At 35.4% G+C, this 22,142-nt stretch carries 25 protein-coding genes; 11 read left to right on the top strand and 14 right to left on the bottom strand.

The window, feature by feature from the left end:
- Positions 1-10: 10 nt before the first annotated feature.
- The 3 genes from CDZ89_RS16520 to CDZ89_RS16510 all read left to right on the top strand — a co-directional run bounded on the left by CDZ89_RS16520 (position 11) and on the right by CDZ89_RS16510 (position 4,032).
- On the top strand, positions 11-379 hold the full coding sequence (locus CDZ89_RS16520; protein ID WP_100334014.1) for a response regulator transcription factor: 369 nt from the start codon (positions 11-13) through the stop codon (positions 377-379).
- On the top strand, positions 369-3,260 hold the full coding sequence (locus CDZ89_RS16515) for an ATP-binding protein (RefSeq protein WP_096155505.1): 2,892 nt from the start codon (positions 369-371) through the stop codon (positions 3,258-3,260). The genes CDZ89_RS16520 and CDZ89_RS16515 overlap by 11 nt, the downstream gene beginning before the upstream one ends.
- Before the next feature lie 148 nt (positions 3,261-3,408).
- Positions 3,409-4,032, top strand: a complete 624-nt coding sequence (locus CDZ89_RS16510; RefSeq protein WP_176483760.1) for an NUDIX hydrolase — start codon at positions 3,409-3,411, stop codon at positions 4,030-4,032.
- Between the two features lie 53 nt (positions 4,033-4,085).
- On the opposite strand, the gene CDZ89_RS16505 is transcribed toward CDZ89_RS16510, so the two are convergent.
- From CDZ89_RS16505 to CDZ89_RS16495, 3 genes are all read right to left on the bottom strand, one after another.
- Positions 4,086-5,138 carry an iron-containing alcohol dehydrogenase family protein gene (locus CDZ89_RS16505; protein WP_100334013.1) on the bottom strand — a complete coding sequence of 351 codons (1,053 nt, stop codon included), beginning with the start codon at positions 5,136-5,138 and terminating at the stop codon, positions 4,086-4,088.
- A complete protein-coding gene (locus CDZ89_RS16500) occupies positions 5,135-5,785 on the bottom strand; it encodes an MtnX-like HAD-IB family phosphatase (protein ID WP_100334012.1) in 651 nt (216 codons plus the stop codon). The genes CDZ89_RS16505 and CDZ89_RS16500 overlap by 4 nt, the downstream gene beginning before the upstream one ends.
- A 72-nt stretch (positions 5,786-5,857) precedes the next feature.
- Complete coding sequence (locus tag CDZ89_RS16495; RefSeq protein WP_100334011.1) at positions 5,858-7,366, bottom strand: gluconokinase; 1,509 nt, start codon at positions 7,364-7,366, stop codon at positions 5,858-5,860.
- Positions 7,367-8,202: 836 nt separating this feature from the next.
- Between CDZ89_RS16495 and CDZ89_RS16490 the strand changes: the two genes are divergently transcribed.
- Positions 8,203-8,718 carry a DoxX family membrane protein gene (locus CDZ89_RS16490; protein ID WP_096156996.1) on the top strand — a complete coding sequence of 172 codons (516 nt, stop codon included), beginning with the start codon at positions 8,203-8,205 and terminating at the stop codon, positions 8,716-8,718.
- A gap of 252 nt (positions 8,719-8,970) precedes the next feature.
- Here CDZ89_RS16490 and CDZ89_RS16485 read toward each other — a convergent pair whose 3' ends face one another.
- The 5 genes from CDZ89_RS16485 to CDZ89_RS16460 all read right to left on the bottom strand — a co-directional run bounded on the left by CDZ89_RS16485 (position 8,971) and on the right by CDZ89_RS16460 (position 12,954).
- On the bottom strand, positions 8,971-9,174 hold the full coding sequence (locus CDZ89_RS16485; protein WP_096155501.1) for a YfhD family protein: 204 nt from the start codon (positions 9,172-9,174) through the stop codon (positions 8,971-8,973).
- Positions 9,175-9,742: 568 nt separating this feature from the next.
- Positions 9,743-9,871 carry a YfhE family protein gene (locus tag CDZ89_RS16475; RefSeq protein WP_096155499.1) on the bottom strand — a complete coding sequence of 43 codons (129 nt, stop codon included), beginning with the start codon at positions 9,869-9,871 and terminating at the stop codon, positions 9,743-9,745.
- 163 nt (positions 9,872-10,034) lie between these two features.
- Complete coding sequence (locus CDZ89_RS16470; protein WP_096155498.1) at positions 10,035-10,595, bottom strand: GNAT family N-acetyltransferase; 561 nt, start codon at positions 10,593-10,595, stop codon at positions 10,035-10,037.
- Between the two features lie 232 nt (positions 10,596-10,827).
- Entirely contained in the window at positions 10,828-11,955 is a 1,128-nt protein-coding gene (locus tag CDZ89_RS16465) for an amidohydrolase (protein WP_096155497.1), read from the bottom strand.
- A gap of 93 nt (positions 11,956-12,048) precedes the next feature.
- On the bottom strand, positions 12,049-12,954 hold the full coding sequence (locus CDZ89_RS16460) for a TIGR01777 family oxidoreductase (protein WP_096155496.1): 906 nt from the start codon (positions 12,952-12,954) through the stop codon (positions 12,049-12,051).
- Positions 12,955-13,090: 136 nt separating this feature from the next.
- Between CDZ89_RS16460 and recX the strand changes: the two genes are divergently transcribed.
- Positions 13,091-13,897 carry a recombination regulator RecX gene (gene recX / locus CDZ89_RS16455; protein ID WP_096155495.1) on the top strand — a complete coding sequence of 269 codons (807 nt, stop codon included), beginning with the start codon at positions 13,091-13,093 and terminating at the stop codon, positions 13,895-13,897.
- 9 nt (positions 13,898-13,906) lie between these two features.
- Here recX and CDZ89_RS16450 read toward each other — a convergent pair whose 3' ends face one another.
- A complete protein-coding gene (locus CDZ89_RS16450) occupies positions 13,907-14,572 on the bottom strand; it encodes an SDR family NAD(P)-dependent oxidoreductase (RefSeq protein ID WP_096155494.1) in 666 nt (221 codons plus the stop codon).
- 169 nt (positions 14,573-14,741) lie between these two features.
- On the opposite strand from CDZ89_RS16450, the gene CDZ89_RS16445 reads away from it, so the two are divergent.
- Both CDZ89_RS16445 and CDZ89_RS16440 read left to right on the top strand, forming a co-directional pair.
- The gene (locus CDZ89_RS16445) at positions 14,742-16,373 is read left to right on the top strand and encodes an L-lactate permease (protein WP_100334010.1); all 1,632 of its coding nucleotides are present in this window, start codon (positions 14,742-14,744) and stop codon (positions 16,371-16,373) included.
- A 71-nt stretch (positions 16,374-16,444) separates the two neighbouring features.
- Positions 16,445-16,774, top strand: a complete 330-nt coding sequence (locus tag CDZ89_RS16440) for a YfhH family protein (RefSeq protein WP_100334009.1) — start codon at positions 16,445-16,447, stop codon at positions 16,772-16,774.
- 393 nt (positions 16,775-17,167) lie between these two features.
- Here the strand turns inward: CDZ89_RS16440 and CDZ89_RS16435 are convergent, their stop codons facing one another.
- Both CDZ89_RS16435 and CDZ89_RS16430 read right to left on the bottom strand, forming a co-directional pair.
- Positions 17,168-17,332, bottom strand: a complete 165-nt coding sequence (locus CDZ89_RS16435) for a YpzG family protein (protein WP_406564931.1) — start codon at positions 17,330-17,332, stop codon at positions 17,168-17,170.
- 6 nt (positions 17,333-17,338) lie between these two features.
- A complete protein-coding gene (locus tag CDZ89_RS16430; RefSeq protein WP_096155491.1) occupies positions 17,339-17,503 on the bottom strand; it encodes a small, acid-soluble spore protein K in 165 nt (54 codons plus the stop codon).
- Between the two features lie 129 nt (positions 17,504-17,632).
- Between CDZ89_RS16430 and CDZ89_RS16425 the strand changes: the two genes are divergently transcribed.
- A complete protein-coding gene (locus CDZ89_RS16425) occupies positions 17,633-17,908 on the top strand; it encodes a YfhJ family protein (protein ID WP_100334008.1) in 276 nt (91 codons plus the stop codon).
- Between the two features lie 37 nt (positions 17,909-17,945).
- Here the strand turns inward: CDZ89_RS16425 and CDZ89_RS16420 are convergent, their stop codons facing one another.
- Positions 17,946-18,299, bottom strand: coding sequence for a hypothetical protein (locus CDZ89_RS16420; protein WP_096155489.1), 354 nt, complete (start codon positions 18,297-18,299; stop codon positions 17,946-17,948).
- 79 nt (positions 18,300-18,378) lie between these two features.
- A complete protein-coding gene (locus tag CDZ89_RS16415; protein WP_096155488.1) occupies positions 18,379-19,362 on the bottom strand; it encodes a metal-dependent hydrolase in 984 nt (327 codons plus the stop codon).
- 72 nt (positions 19,363-19,434) lie between these two features.
- Here CDZ89_RS16415 and CDZ89_RS16410 point away from each other — a divergent pair, with 72 nt between their 5' ends.
- Together CDZ89_RS16410 and mutY are read left to right on the top strand one after the other, a co-directional pair.
- Positions 19,435-19,791 (top strand): hypothetical protein, encoded by a 357-nt coding sequence (locus CDZ89_RS16410; RefSeq protein ID WP_100334007.1) that lies wholly within the window; start codon positions 19,435-19,437, stop codon positions 19,789-19,791.
- 63 nt (positions 19,792-19,854) lie between these two features.
- The gene (mutY, locus tag CDZ89_RS16405) at positions 19,855-20,955 is read left to right on the top strand and encodes an A/G-specific adenine glycosylase (RefSeq protein WP_227521535.1); all 1,101 of its coding nucleotides are present in this window, start codon (positions 19,855-19,857) and stop codon (positions 20,953-20,955) included.
- Positions 20,956-21,008: 53 nt separating this feature from the next.
- Here the strand turns inward: mutY and CDZ89_RS16400 are convergent, their stop codons facing one another.
- On the bottom strand, positions 21,009-21,233 hold the full coding sequence (locus CDZ89_RS16400; RefSeq protein ID WP_096155485.1) for a hypothetical protein: 225 nt from the start codon (positions 21,231-21,233) through the stop codon (positions 21,009-21,011).
- 110 nt (positions 21,234-21,343) lie between these two features.
- On the opposite strand from CDZ89_RS16400, the gene fabL reads away from it, so the two are divergent.
- Positions 21,344-22,093: an enoyl-[acyl-carrier-protein] reductase FabL gene (fabL, locus tag CDZ89_RS16395; protein WP_096155484.1), complete on the top strand. Its 750-nt coding sequence runs from the start codon at positions 21,344-21,346 to the stop codon at positions 22,091-22,093.
- The last annotated feature ends 49 nt before the right edge of the window (positions 22,094-22,142 follow it).

The raw sequence follows: 22,142 nt of genomic DNA, 5'->3' as shown, positions 1-22,142 counted from the left end.
GGGAATCATAATGGCGAAAATATTGTTAGCGGAGGACGAAGAAGTCCTTCGCATGTTAGTAGTAGATACATTAGAAGATGAAGGTCACGACATAGTGGAAACGTCAGATGGAGAAGAAGCTTTAAAACATATTGAGGAAGAAGCGTTCGATTTAATTATATTAGACTATATGATGCCACTGTTAACAGGGCTAGAAGTTATCGAAAAAGTCATGCATATTCCAGAAAGAAAAAATAGTAAAATTTTAATGCTATCCGCCAAAAGTCAAAAAAACGATCAAGAGAGAGTATTACAAGCTGGTGCAACTCATTTTATGTCTAAGCCGTTTAGTCCAATGGAATTAGCTCAAAAAGTCGAGGAGATTATTAGTGAAAATTAGATGGAATAAAAACAGTCTAAATTATCAATTCTTGAGGCTAATGATTCTTTTTTTCTCCTTAATTGTCATTGGTACGATTCTTTTAATTTCTTACCAATTTGCCGTAAACTCTACTTTTCTCAAAGAAGATGAGTTGTTAAGGGAAAAAGAAAAGATGGCACAAAAAATAGAGTATTCGATGCTAGAGAGTGTAATGGATGCAAGGGGATATTTAGCATTTAACGAAACTAGAATGCGAAACAATTCACTATATTTAGGAACAAACATAGAAGGTTATTTGAAAGACTTTAAAAATCTGGCAACTACAACAGAGGACGATGTTTTTTACCAAGAGGCAAGGAAGTTTGTAGATGAATTTTATACTATTATTCTTCCACAACGATTTCAAACGTTAGAGAGAGATGGATTAGAAGCAGTTGTAGAAGAATCAAAAAGAGAAGGCACTATTGAAAGAATAGATCAAATTAGGTCCACTACAGCCACTTATCATATTAACCTTAACAATAGTATTGAAGAAAGTTTCACTAAACTTTCAGACTCCATTAGACAAAGCCTTTATGTGTTTGTTGTTTTTATTGCCATAATGTTACTTATTTTATTTTACTTATCGAGAATGCTTTTAAAACAAGTAGCTAGGCCTTTAACGGAACTCGCCAGTACAGCAGAAAAAATTACAAAAGGTGATTTGCAAGTAAATTTAAACCTTAATAAATCAAGGAAAGATGAAATAGGTGCTCTAACAAGGTCTTTTTACGAAATGGTGGAAACACTACAAACAAAAGAAGAGGAATTAACAGCCCAAAATGAAGAGTTACTTGCACAGCAAGACGAACTACATGCAAGCCAAGATGAACTGCAACAGGCTATTGGGAAGATGAAGAACAGAGAAGAAGAATTACAATCTTGGAATAATTTTGTAAATGGACTTTCTTTCTCATTAAACAAGCATGAAGTACTAGATAGTACTGTTCATAGTTTAGGGATGGTTTTACATGCAAGTAAAGGACTTATTATTCTGTTGTCAGAAGAAAAAGACTATGCATGCTTTGGGTTGTCTAATCGTTCTATTGAACAGGCAGTTGAACAAATAGGAGAAGGCATTTTCTTTAAGGTGCAAGAAGGAAAAGTACCTTATCGATTCTCGAGACAATGTGAAAAAGAAGATAAAGGCTATCATGAAGGTGACTTTATGGTTCATGATATTGTCATTCCTGTCTTATCAACGGCTAATAAAGTCGTAGCATTAATGATGTTTAGTAGATTTGATGTTGCTTTTGATGAAAAGGAAGCAAAGATGGTCGAATTAATGGCAAAACAAGTATCAATTACTCTAGATAAGATAAATATTTATGAGCAATCAGAATATGATAGAAAATTAACGCAAAATACGTTGAACTCTATTCATGAAGGTGTACTGCTTGTTAATGATAATGGGGCGCTCCTAAAAGTAAATAAAACAATATGTGACATGCTTTCCTGTACCTCTCATGAAGCAATTGTAGGGAAAGGTTTTGAATACTGGTCTAAAGAAATTGGGAGTAAAGTAGAAAATGAACAGGAACTTACATTTTTCTTTAAACAAGTAATGAGCGGAGAAAAAACGATTGAAAATACGTTTCTTTATAAGATTAAAAATTCTTCACAAAATATTGTTATGAAAGTGTATTGTGAAGAGGTTTTTGAAGAAGGAAAAAGAATTGGTGTCATTTTTGTGCATCGTAATATTACAAAAGAACATGAAGTGGATCAAATGAAATCGGAGTTTGTAAGTACAGTAAGTCATGAGTTGCGAACTCCGCTAGCTAGTGTTTTAGGATTTACAGAATTAATGTTAACAAAACAATTACCTGAAGATAGACAGAAAAAGTATCTGACTACTATTTTTCAAGAAGCTAAGCGCTTAACATCATTGATTAATGATTTTCTAGACGTCCAAAGAATGGAAGCAGGGAAACAAACTTACGAGAAAAAGTATGAAGATGTTCTTCCGCTTATTAAACAATGTGTGGAAACACAAACAATAAACACAAATAAGCACATAATAAAAATAAACCGAGATACTGAAAACACTACTGTACTCGGTGATAAAGATAAACTTCTTCAAGTATTTAACAACTTAATAAGCAATGCTATTAAATATTCTCCAGATGGTGGAGAAATAGAAATAAGAGTATATCAATCATCCAAAGATCTGTGCATTGGAATTAAGGACAATGGCATTGGAATTCCATCTGAAGCCCAAGAGCACTTATTTACGAAGTTCTTCCGAGTAGATAACACCGACATGAGAAAAATAGGCGGTACTGGACTAGGTTTAGCTATCGTAAAAGAGATTGTAAAAGCTCATGACGGTCTAATTACTTTTACTTCAGAAGTAGGAAAAGGTAGTAGATTTACGGTACATCTACCATTAGTTAATACAGTTGAACAAATGTTAGGAGTAGCTTCTCCAGTAAAGAATAAAGTGAATAATGGAGGAGATGTCATTATTGTTGAAGATGACCGTAATCTCGCGTCTTTACTTGAAACAGAATTAAAAGATAGTGGCTTTTTTGTTAAACACTTTTATGATGGAGCAAGTGCGTTTAGTGCAATGGAGAAATCATTACCTGATGCAATTGTGTTAGATATCCTATTAGATAATCAAGAAATGGATGGGTGGGACTTTCTTAAGAAGGTCAAACAATCAACTAAGTTAAAAGATATACCAATTTTTATCTCAACTGCTCTTGAAGAAAAGGAAAAAGGAATGAACTTAGGCGCGCATGACTACTTAGTAAAGCCTTATCAGCCGAGTATGTTATCTAAATTAATTTTAAAATCCTTATTAATTCAAGATAGGAGTGGGGATATAATGGTTCCTGAACAGGAGAAAGAATAGAAGTTGAAAAAAGCAGAAACGATAAGTTTCTGTTTTTTCTATTGATAAGAGATGGTATACCAACTACAATTGTAGGAAGTCAAAAGCGTATAATAAAGGAATTCCTCAACCGGTTATATGAGGATTTAATAGAAAGAGGTTAAATAGAGTGGAATCAGAAATGTTTACCATTTTTAATGAGAATTATGAGAAGCTTGGAACTGCATCGAGGAAAGAAGTACATAAAAGGGGTCATTGGCACGAGACATTTCATTGTTGGTTTATTAAAAAAGATCAAAATGGGATAAAGATACTTTTTCAACTTAGAAGTGAAAGAAAAAAAGAATCTCCCAATCTATTTGATATAACAGCTGCAGGGCACCTTCTTGCAAGTGAAACTGTAGAAGATGGTGTAAGGGAAATTGAAGAGGAAATTGGAGTATCACTTTCTTTAGAAAAACTTATTCCTATGGGGATGTTTACATATCGTGTAGTGAAAGACGACTATATTGATAATGAGTTCGCTCATGTATTTTTATATGATTCAAACTATCACATGGAAGACTTCACGTTACAAGAAGAGGAAGTAGCTGGGATGATAGAAGTAGACTTTGATAGTTTGTATAAGTTATATCATGGACAAAGCACGCAAATAGAAGTTAAAGGGTTCAAAACTATAAAAAATGGGAGAGTCCCTATTCACCAACAAGTAACCAAATCAAGTTTTGTCCCACATGAAACAGCGTATTATCACTTTGTTTTAAAATCTATTAAAGATTACTTAATTAAGTAAGGGTGCTAAATACATTAAAGTCTACTTCCACAATAAAGAGAAGTAGACTTATTTTATTTTAATATACCTTGTAAAAGGAAGTCATCTTGTATAAAATGTATTGCATTATCTCGATATTTCTTTTCATGTAAGTACGTATAACGAGTAGGTTTAATGTCAGGAGCTAGATGAATAGCTTCTATAAATTCCTCTTTAACTAGATTAAGTGTTTTCGCATATTCAAAAAAAACTGTTCTCTCCAAAACTTTTCTAACTCGCTCTTGTCGATGTCCTTGAATATTGGCCATTATATAGGTTGCTACTCCAACTTGGATACCGTGCATATTCGGTTGAGGAGATATCTTGTCAAGTGCGTGTGAAATCAAATGTTCAGACCCACTAATCGGATTACTATTTCCACTAATATCAGTAGCAATTCCCCCCATTGTCATGGAACTAACTAATTCTTTCAAAAAAATTGGGTGTCTTATATCTGTCAACGGTGTCCGAACAAAGCTGTTCAGTGCTTTTTTGCTTAACATGGCGGCGAAGGCATTAACAGAACCAACACCATTCTTCTCTTCAAACTCCCAATCAACTAGTGCTGTCATATTAGACATTAAATCTCCGATACCAGATAAAATAAACTTTTCAGGAGCCTGCTCTATTATGGACAAATCTACTATGATTCCAAAAGGTACTTTTGCTGGAACGGTGGTCTTTTTACCATTTACCATTAACGAGCAGTTGCTGCTTGCAAAACCATCATTCGATGCAGAAGTTGGTATGCTGATAAAAGGTAATTTTCTGCTCCATGCGATGTATTTTCCGTAATCGACAACAGCTCCTCCACCCATTGCGACAACAACGTCAAAATTTCTGAGCTTAAAAGCAATGGAAATTAAGTCATTTATATCATAATGGCCGGAAAAATTTATAATATCAATTTCTGTTTCTTTCATAGAAGTGGATATTAAGGAAGAAAAAGTCTCATATGTATAGTCATCCACAAGGAAAACAATATCCTTAAAGTCGAATTTCTTCCAAATAGGTTCTAAGTTTTTAATAATTCCTGGACGAATCTCTAAAATAGTCGGGATGGATATACTTGAGGGGGAATGGGTCATTCTAAAAACCCCTCTTTTTGAAGAAACGTAGCCACTTCAGAAAAATCCTGAACAGGAACGAAAGAAATTCCTTTTTCCTTTAGCAATCTTTGAAGAGGTCCAATTGCAAATGTTAAATCAGCAAATGCTGCCGGGTGAGAATCAGGCTCGCTATCCCCAATGAAATGAACCGTTTCATATTTTCCTTTTAGTTTTTGAATAACTTTTGATTTATCAATGCCATAACGCTCCGAATACTTCCAATCGTTTTGATCAATGTTCATAAAAACATTCTTTTCACGAAATTCACCTTCATTTGAAAAAATAACGACATTCTCTACATCATGCTTCCTTAAAATGTGCTTAATGTAATAGTCAGTCCCTGCACTTAATACGTAAAAATTACCGCCATGTCGTTGAACTTCTCGAATGAATGTTGGTACATATTCGTCTATTTCAATGGACAAGATTTCTTCTATTATTTGCTCTTCGTCTTGGTTGATGGACGAAAATACTTTAGCTAAAAATTCAATATCTTTTATAAATCCGTCCTTCCATTGCTTAAAAAGTTTTTGCCCTTCAGGAAAGTACTTTTCCATAACAAGTTGATAAAAATCCTTTTTAGAAATAGTTCCATCAAAGTCTGATACAAACGCCCATTTCTTCAACATGAGTTCCTCCTCGTGAGTGTATGACCATTCATTAACTTACTCAGCTTAGTACTAAATCATGATACATAGTTATTGCTGTAATATATCTATGTCTTTGAATAATGGCTTATTCAATCGATAAACCTCTTTAAAGATAGCGAATTTTTCTTCGTATAGTTCAGCATTTAGCATGACCGGTTCTATTGTTTGGGTGATTGGAATATAATTTTTTATTTCTTCAATTGAATTTACTTTTCCAAGACTATATAAAGCAAGCCAGGCAGCACCCCATGCGGAAGATTGGTGTGTTGACGGGACATGTACTTGTTTTTGAAAAATATCAGCTGTCATTTGTAACCATAATTCAGAACGAGCAAACCCACCACTTACTAATAATTTATTTGTTTCTCCAGCCTGTCCTTCTAGCGAATCATGAATTTCATACATATTATAAATAACACTTTCCATGACGGAGCGAACCATATCTGCACTTGAATGTGCTAAAGTAAGGCCAATCCATCCGCCTTTTGCTTTTGCATTCCATTTAGGTGCACGTTCCCCCGATAAATAAGGCATAAAAAATAATCCATTTGCTCCAGGTGGCGAAGTGAAAGCAATTTTTTCTAAATCGGAAATGGAGATAGATTCTTTTTTTGTCAAATTGGAAAATTGCGTCGCAAGCCATTGTAACAAAACAGCTCCATTGTTCGAAGCCCCACCAATAATACATGCTTCCTTTGAAAATCGATATGTAAAAGTACGTTGGTCTATATCCACGTTGTTGTCACTAGAAAAGCGTCTTATAGCTCCGCTAGTTCCAATTGTTAGTGCCGTTTCTCCATTTTTTATTGCCCCAACTCCAATGTTAGCTAAAACTCCGTCACTTGACCCAATAATAACGGGAACATACTCACTTAAAAATAAGTCATTAGCAACTTCACGCTTCAACGGTCCAATACTTTCGGTGCATGGAACAATTTTAGAAAGCTGGCTATTTTGAACCCCTGCTATTTCTAAAGTTTGTTCATCCCAATCAAGTGTATGTAAATTCATAAGTCCGGAAGCGGAGGCGATAGAATAATCAACAACCCATTCTCCAGTCCATTTATACAAAATGTATTCTTTTATGGACACAAACATAGATGCCCTCAAGTATGGTTCATACCGGTTTTCTTTCATCCAAATAAGTTTTAGAAAAGGAGACATCGGATGAATAGGAGTCCCAGTATTCCTATAAATTTCTTTACCGTACGAGCTTTTCATAATCTCTGCTTGCGAGTAGCTTCGTCCATCTGCCCAAATAATCATCGGTGATATTGCTTGATCTTTTTCCATACAGATTAATGAATGCATAGCGGTTGAGAAGCTCAGAGCAATAACTTCCTCCGGTTTAATTCCTTTTTGCAAAATAGCAGTAGATATAGCAATTCTAGCTGCTCGCTCAATCTCTTCTGGGTTTTGTTCCGCCCAATTCTGCTTCGGATGATAGATAGAATAGAAGCTTTCAAACTCACTTAAAACGTCACCTTGTTCAGAAAAAATAACTGCTTTAGCACTCGTAGTGCCGATATCGATGCTAACAATATACTGTTTCATCATTCACTCCACCGTTTTCTCAAAATAAGAAATTGTTTTCATATATCTCTTTGTTCCTTAATAATATAAGCCGTAGTACAAATGAGCAAATTTTTTCTAAAATATAGCTCAAGTTATTTCCGAGCATAAAATGGTTGTGGATAAACAAACATATAAAGCAGCAATGAATGCGGGTGATAAAGTATGGTACAAAGGTTCTGTCTTCTCAAGACAGAGATTTTTTAGGAAAAAAGGTGTGGTAATTAACTGTTCTTTCGATATAATATTATTCTATGCTTTTCTCAATTTATCCACTAGTTTATTAACAGTATAATAGTTGGTATTTCAATTATACACAGACTTATTAACATTATCCACAACCGAGACAAAAGTTATTAACAGGTATTTATTCACAAAACTAGGTTTTTTGAACCTGTTGTCTGACAACGCTTCATAGTGTTTATGCACATTATCCACAGGAGTGTGGATAACGTATGTTAACAACTCAACGTTTAACAACAAAAAAAGGTAGGAAGTTAAGTTAATCAAACAAGAAACATAATTTATGTACAGCTTGTGACGCCTATTGTAAATACATTAAACTAGTTGTATACTAAAGATAGAAAGTAAGTGAAAAACTTCACAAACTTTCTAATCGATCAAAAGCCGGCTAAAGTAAAAGTGAAGCTATCATACTATCACTCATCCACATATTTTTTTAAATAATACATGTGAAAAACTTCACAGAGTAGTTTGATCACTCTTGTAAGTAAAATGAAAACAATTAAATTTTTTTACACTAATTTGTGAAAACATTCACAAACTATAATATTATCCTATATAAGGGGGAACTAAAAATGATGAACTTTTTAAAAGGACCTAAAGTAGCGGTTTTATGGACTGTGTTAAGAATATGGTTAGGTGTACAATGGTTAAAAGTTGGATTACCTAAAATTAGTAACTTCGATGCAAGTGGTTATTTAAATGGAGCACTAGCAAAAGCAGGTGGAGAAAACCCAACTGTACATGGTTGGTACGCAACTTTCCTAGAGACTTTCGCAATCCCTAACGTTGGATTATTCAACATCTTAATTCCTTGGGGTGAAGTATTAGTAGGTATTGGCTTAATCTTAGGAGCAGCAACAATTCCAGCATTAATTGCAGCAGCGTTTATGAACTTAAACTTCTTACTAGCTGGTACGTTAAGCACTAACCCAATGCTTTACACAGTAGCGATGATTCTATTATTCGCTGGTGGAGCAGCTTACTATTACGGTGTAGACAGATATGCTATCAAATTCTGGAACAATAAAAAAGCAGAAAAAAACAACAACAAGCATATGAATGTAAGCAATCGTCCAACTACAGCTCACTAAAATTGTAAAGGTCACCTGAAACTGGGTGACCTTTTTTCGTTGCTTAGGAAACTATAGTATTTTATTTATAACTTTGAACTTTGGGTAGGTTACATCTAGCTCCAGGCGCCATCGACTAAAAAACTTCCTGCTCCTCCGGTCGATAAGTCAACATCGATTTGTTCCTTGTGTCACAAATTGTGTTTTCTATATCTTACTCAGGAGCAGTCCAGTTTTTACGTCGATAAGCATGCGCCTTGCGCTTTTGTTCTTTTATTTAAAATTATCCTTTTTGCTGTTGCGGTGTATTCCTGCTGCAGAGGCACGAGCTTGAGCTTCTAAAATTTCGCCATCTGCATGATTACTATCTGCAAACTCAACGTCTTGATGGTTAGTCTTTTTCAAGGAATCTGGAACTTGAGGTAACGATTGTTTATTTTTATCGCGTTTCTTATGACCGTGATTAGATCTGCCCATTCGTAAAACCTCCCAATGGTTAATGTTAATGAGGAAACCCTCACTTGTTAACATAACCAAAATGTAAGATATTTAAGATGGAATATTTTTCGTTAAAGAACGAAGTAAAAGCCCCCCAAGACCGATATGGTTACTGGAAAGAGGGAAAACGTTCATGGGAAGTCTTCCCAAGACCGATATGGTTACTGAAAAGAGGGAAAACGTCCATGGGAAGTCTCCCCAAGACCGATATGGTTACTGAAAAGAGGGAAAACGTTCATGGGAAGTCTCCCCAAGACCGATATGGTTACTGAAAAGAGGGAAAACGTCCATGGGAAGTCTCCCCAAGACCGATATGGTTACTGAAAAGAGGGAAAACGTCCATGGGAAGTCTCCAAGACCGATATGATTACTGGAAAGAGGGAAAACGTTCATGGGAAGTCTCCCCAGGACTGATATCACTTCAGAAAGAATAGGTCAATAAATCGATAAAACAATGTCTCCATACAGGAAAAAAATATAACTACAAATTGAAATAACCCTCAACAACAAATGTCGAGGGTCAGCAAAAACACTATATCAAATCAAATCAGTGCCTTGCTTGTTTTGGAGTGTATCCACCAGCTTGGTCCGCCATTTTAAAATCTCTAGAATAAGAAACCTCTTGTGCACTACTTAAAGTACGCTTCGTTTTATCTCTTTTCTTCTTATCAGACATCGGAAACCCTCCTTATGTATGGTTGTTTGCAATAACTAACAAACCATTATTAATTTTTTCCATTTTTCCAACATCTATACTTATAAAAAACAAAAAAGCAATAGCATGGCCAATTCGCCACAAACTATTGCTTTTCTCTATACCCATCACTGACACGTGAAAATTATGCTTCTTTTAACTGATGATGCTCTTCCACAGGCTCTTGGACACGAAGTCTGTGTAAAGTATATAAATCTTTAGAAATTTCATAGAGATTGTAAATATCTTCACCTGCGTTAATTTCGTCTAGTAATGATTTTCTTGACTCATTCGCTAACATAACGTAAGGTAACTTTTCTGCAGCTTTAGTCGAACGTACATTTACTTTACGAATCCGCATGAAGATAGATTGAATATCTAATTCATAAAATAATTCATCGAAAAATTGTGTTTTCGCAATTTGATTATATCCATTTCCATGGTATGGCTTACCTAGCCATGTACCTAAAAATCCAGCCCCATCTTGCACATCAAATAAGTTTATGGTTCCAATTGGAGTGCCCCACTCATCGAGGATAGTTCGAGAGATAATCTCTCCACGCTCTTCTGCTTCCATCGTCTGTTTTGTGACAAATAGAAATTCCTCGTATGAGTATGCTTTTTGACGCACAAAAGGGAAGACTTCAGGATGCACCATGAGTTCAAAAAGAGTATGAGTCTCCTGAAGATCACGTTTTTTAAGCATGTCTATCCCTCCAATTGAGGGCAGAAGTGTTACGTAGCCCACCCTCGAAATTTTTTAGCTTGCAAAAAATTTCGGGGTGGGAATCGAACCCACTAGAACCAGCTTAACTGGTGGCGCACCATTTGCCTTCCCTAACGCTTAAATACAAAGTGTCAGTTATGATTTTGTGATATTTATGATTTGCTTTTGTTATCATACTTCATTTTTTCTAAAAAAGAAACAACTTTTTTTGTCAAAATTTCTGGTAAATTATTTCACCTTCAACCATTGTCCACAAAGGCTTTGCAAGGAAATCGAACGGGTGATGTGACCATAGAACTAAGTCGGCATCTTTACCTGTTTCGATACTCCCAACTCTATTCTCCACTTGTAGATTTCGGGCTGCGGTAATCGTTATTCCTTCTAGTGCTTTTTGAGCATTTAGACCTTCTCGAACAGCTATGGCAGCACACACATTTAAATATTGAATAGGAGTATATGGATGGTCTGTTGTGATCGAAACCTCGACACCATGGTCTGTTAAGGCTTGATATGTTTTCCAACTTTTATTTTTCAACTCAATTTTAGACTTACGAGTCATTGTCGGGCCGACAGCAACTTTTAAGTTTCGATTTTTTAAATGACTGGCAATTAAATGACCTTCTGTACAATGTTCAATTCGAATGTCTAAATCAAACTCATCCCCAAATCGAATAGCAGATAAAATGTCATCGGCACGATGAGCATGTATTCTAACTGGGATTTCTCTTTTTAAAGCTTGGATAATAGGTCTAACACGCAAACTGTCTATGCTATCACAATATTTAGCCTCATAAAAAGCCTCGCGTAACATCCCCATAATTCCCATTCGAGTGATTGAGTCTTTATTCCCTTGGCTATGCATTCGCTTTGGATTTTCACCAAGAGCTATTTTTAAGCCAGCCGTTTCTTTTACACACATGGCTGTAATATTGACTCCTGCGGTTTTTATGACAGAAGTAGTACCGCCAATTACGTTTGCACTACCAGGCATAATGTGTACTGTTGTAACCCCGTACATAAGTGCATCTTGAAATCCTTGATCCAAAGGATGCACTCCGTCAATTGCTCTTATATGAGGAGTGAGAGGTTCAATTGTTTCATTGGCGTCATTACCAGCCCACCCAGTACCTTCGTCATACAATCCTAGATGTGTGTGAACATCTATAAAACCTGGAAATAAATATTTTCCATTACAATCTATTTCAGGCCAGTCACCATTGTTTGTAATAGAAGGTGCAATTTTATCTATTTTCCCATTTTTTATAAGTACATCCCCACAACGGATCGGCTCTGAGGTAACCGGATATACTGTTGCATTCCTTAACAACAAAATGTTCATAACAAGCTCCTATCTTGAATGTGATACAAATGATTTGTACCATAGTATATTAAGTGTCCTCAGAAAAAGTGCCCATGGACATAGCTCATAATACTATTTTAATATGTCATTTAAAGCATCTTCAAGTTGTGTAAAAGAAAATTCGAAGCCCGATCTTTCTAGTTTGGCAGGCATCACTTTTTGCCCTTTTAAAACAAGGTCACTCATTTCCCCAAGGGCCATTTTTAATGCAAAGGATGGAGCTGGAATCCAATGCGGTCTGTTCATCACTTTTCCAATCGTTTTCCCAAACTCGTTCATTTTTTTAGGATGCGGAGCAGTTACATTAACAGCACCTTGTATATTTTTATTTTGGATACAATAGTCAATAATGTGAACCACATCTTTAATGTGTATCCATGACATCCATTGTTGTCCACTTCCAACCGGTCCACCAGCAAAAAACTTATAAGGCAAAATCATGCGGGGAAGAGCGCCTTCTTGTTTATCTAAAATAATTCCAAAACGTGTAAGAACTGTTCTAATACCATGTGATTCTGCGTGCAACGCCTCTTCTTCCCATTGAGAGACAGTACTAGCTAAAAAGTCATTCCCAGCCTTTTTATCATTCTCTGTAAAAACAGCTGATTCAGATGTACCGTAGTAACCAATTGCACTTGCGTTAATTAACACGGAAGGTTTGTTTACCATTTCAGACATAATTCTAACGATTTCTTTCGTTGAAGCAATTCTACTTTCTAAAATGCGGTGTTTTCTTTCTTCCGTCCAACGTCCACTATTAATAGATTCACCGGCTAAGTTAACAAAAGCATCAACGGAATGTAACTCTACTTCTGGTGTAGCGCTTCCGGTTAACCATTCTACATATTTAATCTGCTCTGTATTTTCTTTATTGGAAGTATCTCTCGTTAAAATGTATACTCTATGTCCGTTATTAATAAGATATTCCGTTAAATCTTGCCCGACTAGACCAGTGCCTCCTGCAATTGCAATATCCATGAATGTCACCCTTTCTGAAGTTCAAGTTCTATTTATATATTCTTTACCCTATTCTTACATCCTTCTAATCAATGTGTTTTGTAAGTATTTAACGTAGTCATATGTTACATTTAGTAATAGAGGAGGTTATCTCAAAATGAATGTCGTTACGAAAATATCTGTACAAAAAAAGAATACATCTCGCTTTAACATATTTATGGATAAAGGCCAAGGTGAAGAATATGCTTTTGCTGTTTACGAGGAAACACTTTTAAAGTTTCAACTCGCAAAAGGAAAAGAACTAGATGAATTAGATATAGAAGAAATTATTTTATCCGACCAGATAAGTAAAGCATACCAATCTGCCATTAATTATTTATCTTACCGAATGCGTTCGAAAAAAGAGATAAGCCAACATTTACGGGAAAAAGAAATAGAGGCATTTGTTATAACTGAGATACTAACAAAACTTGATAAACAAGGTTATATAAATGATTTAGCATTTGCATTAAGCTATGTAAGGACTCAAGTAAATACAACGTTAAAGGGCCCAGAAGTAGTAGTCCAAGAACTGTACGAAAAAGGGATAGAACAAAAATTAATAGAAGAAGCAATTTTAGAGTATTCTTTTGAAAAAGAACTAGATCATGCAATGAAGTTGATAGAAAAAGCGGAAACAAAATACAAGAAAGATTCCTTCACGATAAAAAAACAAAAAATTGAAATGGCATTAAAGCGGAAAGGTTACCGTTTCTCAACGATACAACAAGCATGGAATGAAATGAACGTCGAAAAAGATTTAGATGAAGAAATGGAATCTTTAAAGTTACAAGCTGAAAAGTTTAAACGTAAATACTCTGCTTATTCAGGCTATGAATATGTAATGAAAATGAAGTCAGCTCTCTATCGAAAAGGGTTTTCTATTGAGTTGATTGATCGATATTTAGAAGGAGAGGAGGAATAGCCTCTCCTTTTACAATACAATCTCCATAACACCTTCCTGATCAAGCTGTACAATTTTCTCAGCAATTGTTTTTGGATCTTTTAATCGTGTTTTGTCTGTTATGTGGTCTGAATGGTTCCAAAATGGTGTGTCCATGCCCCCCATGTATACTGCTTTAAAAACAATAGAGCCTTCCCATTCTTTTTGGAGGCTTTCAGTAAAACCTCGAATAGCATATTTTGAAGCAACATAAACACTTTCATCTACTTTTCCTTTTAAACCTGCCGTAGAAATAATGTTTAACACTTTAGCGTTCGGCACGCTTAATAAATATGGGAGGAAAACCTTTGTCATATAAATAGTGCCGTTAACGTTTGTCATTAAACATTGATTAATATCATCTACTTGAAGAGCAGTCAAAGAACCGAAACAGCCAACCCCAGCGTTATTTATTAAAATTTGCACATTATGTTCTTCCACTATATGTTTTACTTTACTATTTAGCTCGTCGTAATTTGTAATGTCTAGTGAAAAAGCATACGCTTTTTTGCCATTGGATTGAATTTCTTTTTGTACTCGAAGCAGTGTCTCTTCATTTCTACCGGATAGGATAACTGTATATCCTATTCGAGCATATTCTAAAGAAAGTTCCCGCCCAAGGCCAGTACCAGCCCCAGTAATTAATACTGTTGTCACTATTTTTTCCCCCTACCAGTTAATATAATATTTATTAATAATAAACGAGCAAAAGGTAAAACACTATCTAGGAACTTATTATCGTTCATTACTTCGTCATAAAGTTTGTTCAATATTTCACAATCTTTGTATTATAATAAAGGTAAGTTTATTGAAAAAGGTGATATTCATGACAATTCTGCAGTTCATTACAGCATTAACTCCCATTTTAACTGTTTTTATATTTTTAGTATTATTACGTTTACCGGCAACGAAAGCGATGCCAATTAGTTTAATTGTTTCTGCATTGGCAGCATTAATTGTGTGGAAAGTACCAATGATTACGATAATGGCTTCGTTTTTTGAAGGGGTAATGATTGCATTATCTATTCTTTGGATTATTTTTGGAGCTATCCTGCTCTTAAATACGTTAAAAACAAGTGGTGCATTAAATACGATAAAAGTTGGTTTCACAAAGATTACACATGATATGAGAGTACAGTTAATCATTGTCGCATGGCTGTTCGGTGCTTTCATTGAAGGAGCTGCAGGTTTTGGTACTTCCGCAGCTATTGGAGCTCCAATACTAGTAGCACTAGGATTTCCACCATTAGCAGCAGCTGTTCTAATGTTGATTGCAGCGAGTTCCCCGGTTTCATATGGAGCGGTTGGAACCCCCATTATCGTTGGAGTAGAACAAGGGCTTATGCAAGGTGACTCTGTTGCAGAAGAAGTAATTGCATCATTAGGAACGGCTGATTTAAGTTTATTTTTACAACAATTAGCCATAAAGATTTCCTTAATGGAATTTTTTATAGGGACATTTATTCCATTAATATTGGTTGTTTTTTTAACAAGATTTTTTAGTGAAAAAAAATCATGGCGTGATGGCTTTGCTGTATGGAAATTTGCCATTCTAGCCGGATTTGCGTTTACTTTCCCAGCTTTTATTGTGGCGAACATTCTTGGACCAGAATTCCCGGCAATGTTAGGTGGACTATTCGGTTTAGTCATCATGATTCCTGCTGCAAAGAAGAAGTGGCTATTACCAAAAGAAGACTGGGTATTAGAACAAAGAGAAACAGAAGATGTTATATCAAAAATGAGCTTACGCAAAGCTTGGGTGCCATATATCTTAGTTGCTGCCCTACTAGTCATAACAAGAGTAGATCAGTTACCTTTTAAGAGCTTACTCAAATCAGCAAAGGTTACTTGGAACAACATTATCGGAACGAATATTGGCGTAACATTAGAGCCGTTATATTTACCTGGAACTGTGTTTATCATCGTCGTTATACTCACGCATTTTATTCATAAAATGCCAAAGCAAGATGTAAAAAAAGTATGGAAAAATGCAACTGGTATGTTGGGTGGAAGTTTTATTGCACTTTGTACAGCTGTTCCAATGGTTAGAATTTTTATTAACTCTACTACAAATGAGGCAGGGCTAATGAGCATGCCGCTAGAACTTGCAGATACATTTAGTAGTGCATTAGGCAATGGCTGGCCAACTGTAGCACCTTTAATCGGAAGTCTAGGTTCATTTATTTCTGGAAGTGCAACGTTTAGTAATATGATGTTTTCTTTATTTCAATTTAGTATCGCAGAACAGCTAGGAATGGATATTAGTACAGTTGTCGCCTTACAAGTGTTAGGGGCAAATGCAGGTAACATGATTTGCGTATTAAATGTTGTCGCAGCTGCATCTGTTGTGGGACTGTTAGGAAAGGAAGGAACAATTATTCGTTTTACAGTAGTTCCCATGCTTTACTACGCGCTAATGGCTGGGTTAGTCGGCACAGTTTTTATTTTCCTACTATAATCATTTGCTAATTTCTTGATGCATGATATGCTGAATTTAATAGGAAATACGCATTAGGAGGAACAACGTCAGTGGAAAAAAGATATAGTGAATTGACTCCGTATGAATTAAATCAAGAAATAGGGATGTTGAAGGAAAAAGCAAGAAAAGCAGAACAGCTAGGAATTGTTAATGAGTACGCTGTGTTGGAGCGTAAAATAACTATGGCTCAATCTTATTTAATGAACCCAGAAGATTATAATAGTGGGGAAGTATATGAAATTGAAGGAGATCCTGGTGTTCACTTCATTATCACCTATATGAATGGCATTTTTGCATGGGGACACCGAATTCATAATGGTGTTGAAAATAAAGAAGAAGAAGGTTTACCAATTTCTATGTTACGTACGAAAGTGGAATGATTTTTGCTTAAAAGTAAGAAAGTCTGTATGTTTAGTACATGGCCTTCTTACTTGTTTATTTTAAGCTATGTTTAAAGCTTTAGTGCTGATAAATAATACCTGTTGATTTCCGTGCAAGGCTGAGACTCCTGCGGGAGAAGCGGGGAACGGGAGACCCCACAGGCGCCTGCGCCGAGGAGTAGGTTTTTTCACGACAGTGAAAATAACCTTCCTTTTTACCGCCCGCGGAAAGCGAAGCCTTGCACGGAAATTAACAGAGAACTTTAACACAGCTTATTGTTAAAAACTCCTTCAAAAAAAACCGAGTTAACCCAAACAGTTAACTCGGCATCCTTACATAACTAATTACAATTACGAACGCTTTCTAGTCTAAATCTCAACAATCTGCATATCCTATGCATGGCGTGTTTCCCCGTTTACTTGACGAAAAGCATGTTTTGAATTAGCCCATGGTTGTGGGAACGGGTTACCAAATCGATTACTGCGTGATGGCTTATGATTTTGTTTAGTTGCTATGACAAACCCTCCAATATTATTAGGGTTTTTGTCGTTTAACAACAACAATTAATACGTATTATCCTGTCTTTCACCAGAAGCACGCATGCGCTCTTGGGGGTGGGTGTTAATCGTGCCGTTCGCTCGCTTCGAAGCATATTCTGCTTTTGCGCGTGGTTCACCTTCCAACTTATTGCTATGCAGAATCGGGAAGTCTTTTGCTTTGTTTCTCAATCGAATCCCCTCCATCGTCAAGTTATATAAAATGTGCAATCTTCTTTCTGCACATATATAATATTTGATAGAACAGCTAACCTTATGTAAAAAGAATATAGGAAATAGAACCAATTGAGGTGAGAAAAAATGAATGAATATTTTGATCGACTCGCAGAAAGGCTATTAGAAAAAAACAAACATTTTTCTTATAACCAAGCAAGAACATGGGTAGAGTTATTATGGGAAGATTTTGAAGCCACTTACGCCAAAGCCGGCTATAACTACAAAGGAAAAGACGTTACTGAAAGAATCGTTTCAGAATGGATTGAACGCCACGGTGAATCATTACACGAGTTTGTTGCTCAAAATCCTAAATACAAACATATTCTTAACAATGACAAGAACGACAGCTTACATCATTAATAGTAAAAAAAGTGTAAAAACCGGAGAAATCGGATTTTTACACTTTTTTTATACCTTTTTTTAAAATAAATCTAGCTAGCCAATAGCCAATAAAAAAGAATATAGGATAAATTAATATAAAACTTATTGCAGTCGAATTAAGCCAAACAAAGGTTGTAATGATAAAAGCTAAAGTGGAAACACCTAGCGCTAGTAGAAGGTTTTGATTAAGTAGCCCATTTGATAAACCTTGTAAAAAATAAAGAGCAGGAAAGATAAATACGATAGAATTCATGATTAAATTTTTTCCTACAAGGTCGTCTATATTAGAAGAGAATGCGATATTTGCTAATAATATAATCATTATTCCAGGAGCAAAAATATGAACCAAATAGAAAATTTTTCGCAACATAAAAAGCCCCCCCTTTTTCTAAATATATGAGAGGCTTGTATACATTATGAAAAAAAGCTATTCGCTTTAAGCGATAGCTTTAGTCAGGAATTAACTCTAATTTACTACGCAATTTTTCCTCGCTAAAAATCCAGCCAGTATAAGAGCTAACAATATTTAAATCGAGGTCTAGCTGTACGACAGCAACGAAAGGATAATAATCTTTGCTTCGGTACCTTAAATCAATAAATCTTACCTCATAGTGGTCGGTATATTCTTCCATCTCCCAACGATATACAGGTGAGAAGGATAGAAAGGCTTCTACATTTTCATCCAATTTTGCTGCTTCAATAACAGCATTTTCAGGTAAGGGTACTCGTTCAAACTTATCATGAATAATGATTTGGTAATTAACCGCCCGAGCCACATAAAAGTTTTCCCCAGCAGTAATGGCTAAATGCCATTGATTGAATGAAATGGTAGGGGATATAATAATGGACTTTGCATTAGGAATAACAATTTTCACTTGCTTTATAACCTTTTGTTGCATTTGATAGCGGAATATATAATAAAAAATTAACAAGAAATAAATAAACAGGAATGTCCAACCAGGATGAAATCCTCCGAACACCCAAAAAATAATTCCGACAATATGTGCGCCCAAAATATAAGGGTCAAACGTGTTAATAATGCCTAAAGCAATCCATTTATTGCTGATAGGACGAAGTGCTTGTGTACCATAAGCGTTAAAAATGTCGACAAAAACATGAAGGATTACCGCAAGAAATGTCCAAATCCATAAATGGAACAGACTTGCCTCTGGAATAAACAAATAAATACTTCCGGTTATAAGTACCGGCCATAATGCAACGGCTGGAAGAGAGTGTGTAAGTCCACGATGATTTTTAATATATTTTGCATTATTTCTTAATTTTAATACTGTATCTAAGTCAGGAGCTTGTGATCCAAGTATGGCTCCAACCATAATGGCTTTAGCTGTTTCTGGGCTGCTTGCAATACTAGGATCAATCGTTGCAATGGAACCAATTGCAATGCCCATGACAATATGTGTTCCAGTATCCAATGATGGGCCTCCTTGTTCAATAGATTTAAAAGCTTCTTTCTATATCATGATGCAAAAAGGAGAATTTAAAACATGTGTAATGACCAAATAAATATTGCTATTCAATATGCCATTCAAATTAAAGACGTGAGTCAGTATAAAAACTTATTAATAGATATCCAAAACATCATGATAGATCTTGGTGCTGAAAACTTCGCAGTAGAACAATTTTTGGAATCTAAAAATAAAGTAATGTGTGTAGAAACTTTCCGTTTTCCAAGTGAAGCACATTTCCATGCTTTAAAACATATCAGAAATACACCATCTCATTCAACTTTTAGTAAGCTTAATTCATTAATTGGTGAAAGTAAAATATATTATGTTGCGCTAAAATATGAAGAAGATACAATAAAACACAGTTCATACTCTATGCAACACATTACTGTATAATTACTCCATACTGAAGTATGGTACTATACTAGTATGCTTTCAATATTTACGGAGGTACAAGTATTGACTAAACAACAAGATATCCTTAATAATTTTGATAAAATAAAGTTTCAACATGATTTAATAGGTTGGTTTGAAATAGAGCAAAGAGATTTGCCGTGGCGAAAAGATCAAGATCCTTATAAAGTATGGGTTTCTGAAATAATGCTACAACAAACAAAAGTAGATACAGTTATACCTTACTTTCATTCCTTTATTGACCAATTTCCAAACATTGAAGCATTAGCCTTTGCAGAAGAGGAAAGGGTTCTAAAAGCTTGGGAAGGCCTTGGTTACTACTCAAGAGCTCGTAATTTACAAGCTGCTGTAAAGGAAGTGCATGAAAAATACAATGGTGTCGTACCAAAAGAGGTGAAAGAAATTTCATCCCTAAAAGGTGTAGGACCATATACAACAGGAGCAATCTTAAGCATTGCATATGGTATACCTCAGCCTGCTGTAGATGGAAATGTCATGAGAGTACTATCAAGGATATTATTAATAGAAGAAGACATCGCTAAACCAAAAACGAGAAAAATATTTGAAGAAGCAATTAAAGAAATTATCTCTATAGATAATCCGTCCTACTTTAATCAAGGATTAATGGAATTAGGTGCACTAATTTGTACGCCTTCATCCCCGTCTTGCTTATTATGTCCTGTTCAATCTCATTGTCGAGCGTTTCATAAAGGAGTTCAACGTGAGCTCCCAATTAAAACGAAGAAAAAATCAACAAAAGAAGTTCATCTAGTAGCGGGGGTTTTTGTGGATGACAATGGTAATTACTTAGTACGTAAAAGGGACAGTAAAGGACTTTTAGCGAATCTTTGGGAGTATCCAACCTTTGAAAAAGTGTCAGATGTAACGACATCGAAAAAGCAACTTGAAATGGAAATGAAAGAAACATATAAAATTGATGTCGAGATCGACGATTATCTATGCTCCATCCAACATGTATTCTCCCATTTAGTATGGAATATAACGGTTTATAAAGGGAAGTACAAGCATTCTAAAGCGATGATACCAGGAATTACAGAAGTTTCCGAGGAACAGCAATTCGAATTACCTTTCCCGGTGTCGCATCAAAAAATATGGAAAGCATACAAAGAAAACCTTCAAGGCTAAAATGCTTTGAAGGTTTTTATTTTATATTACATTCCTAACCACAATTGACTAACTCAATCAAAAGTTACTCTTGTTCCATGTGTCCAATCTGCTTCTTGACGTTTTAAGCCACCTCTTGCTTCAATTTCCTCTATAATTTCACGATGTATACTTTGCCCCTCTACATTTAAATAAGGAACCATCTGTTGTAAAGAATGATGAAAATAAGCTAATTCACTATCTTTCCAGTCTTGTTTTGCCATCATTGTAAGTTCAGTCATATCTCTGCCTACATACATTATATCAACCTCCATGAATTTTACTGCTTTTATTGTTTGAATAAAGAAATAAGTCTATACTGAAAGCAGATAACTTTTCATTGCAATAATACATACATGAGGTGGATGAGATGGAAAACAAGGTAGCGTTAGTAACAGGAAGTAGTCGAGGAATTGGTAAAAAGATAGCGATTGAACTAGCAAAAAAAGGTTATGACATTGTAATAAACTATAACCGTAGTAAAAGTGCTGCACAAGAAACAGCAGCTGAAATTGAACAATTAGGTCAAAAAACACTAATAGTTAAAGCAAACGTTGGTCAGCCAGAAAAAATTAAAGAAATGTTTCAATTAATTGATGAGCATTTTGGCAGAATGGACGTATTAGTAAGTAATGCTGCATCAGGTGTTTTACGTCCAGTCATGGAGCTAGAAGAATCTCATTGGGATTGGACAATGAACATTAACAGTAAAGCACTTCTATTTTTAGCTCAAGAAGCTGCGAAAAGAATGGAAAAAGTAGGCGGAGGAAAAATTGTAAGTATTAGCTCACTAGGATCTATCCGTTATTTAGAAAACTACACAACGGTTGGAGTTTCAAAAGCTGCCATTGAAGCATTAACACGTTATTTAGCTGTGGAGCTTGCACCGATGAATATCGTAGTAAATGCTGTATCGGGTGGAGCGGTTGATACGGATGCGTTGAAACACTTCCCGAATCGCGAAGAACTGCTAGAGGATGCAAAGAAAAACACACCTGCTGGACGCATGGTCGAGCCAGATGACTTAGTGAAAACAGTTATGTTCTTAACTTCTGATGATGCAAGTATGATTTGTGGGCAAACAATCATTGTTGATGGTGGAAGGTCATTACTTGTGTAAAATATTCCTAAAAAATATTATTTTTTTTAACATATAATCACCTCCAACG

Source organism: Bacillus alkalisoli (assembly GCF_002797415.1).
Classification (GTDB): domain Bacteria; phylum Bacillota; class Bacilli; order Bacillales; family Bacillaceae_I; genus Bacillus_CD; species Bacillus_CD alkalisoli.
This window is presented reverse-complemented; position numbering and strand designations above follow the sequence as displayed.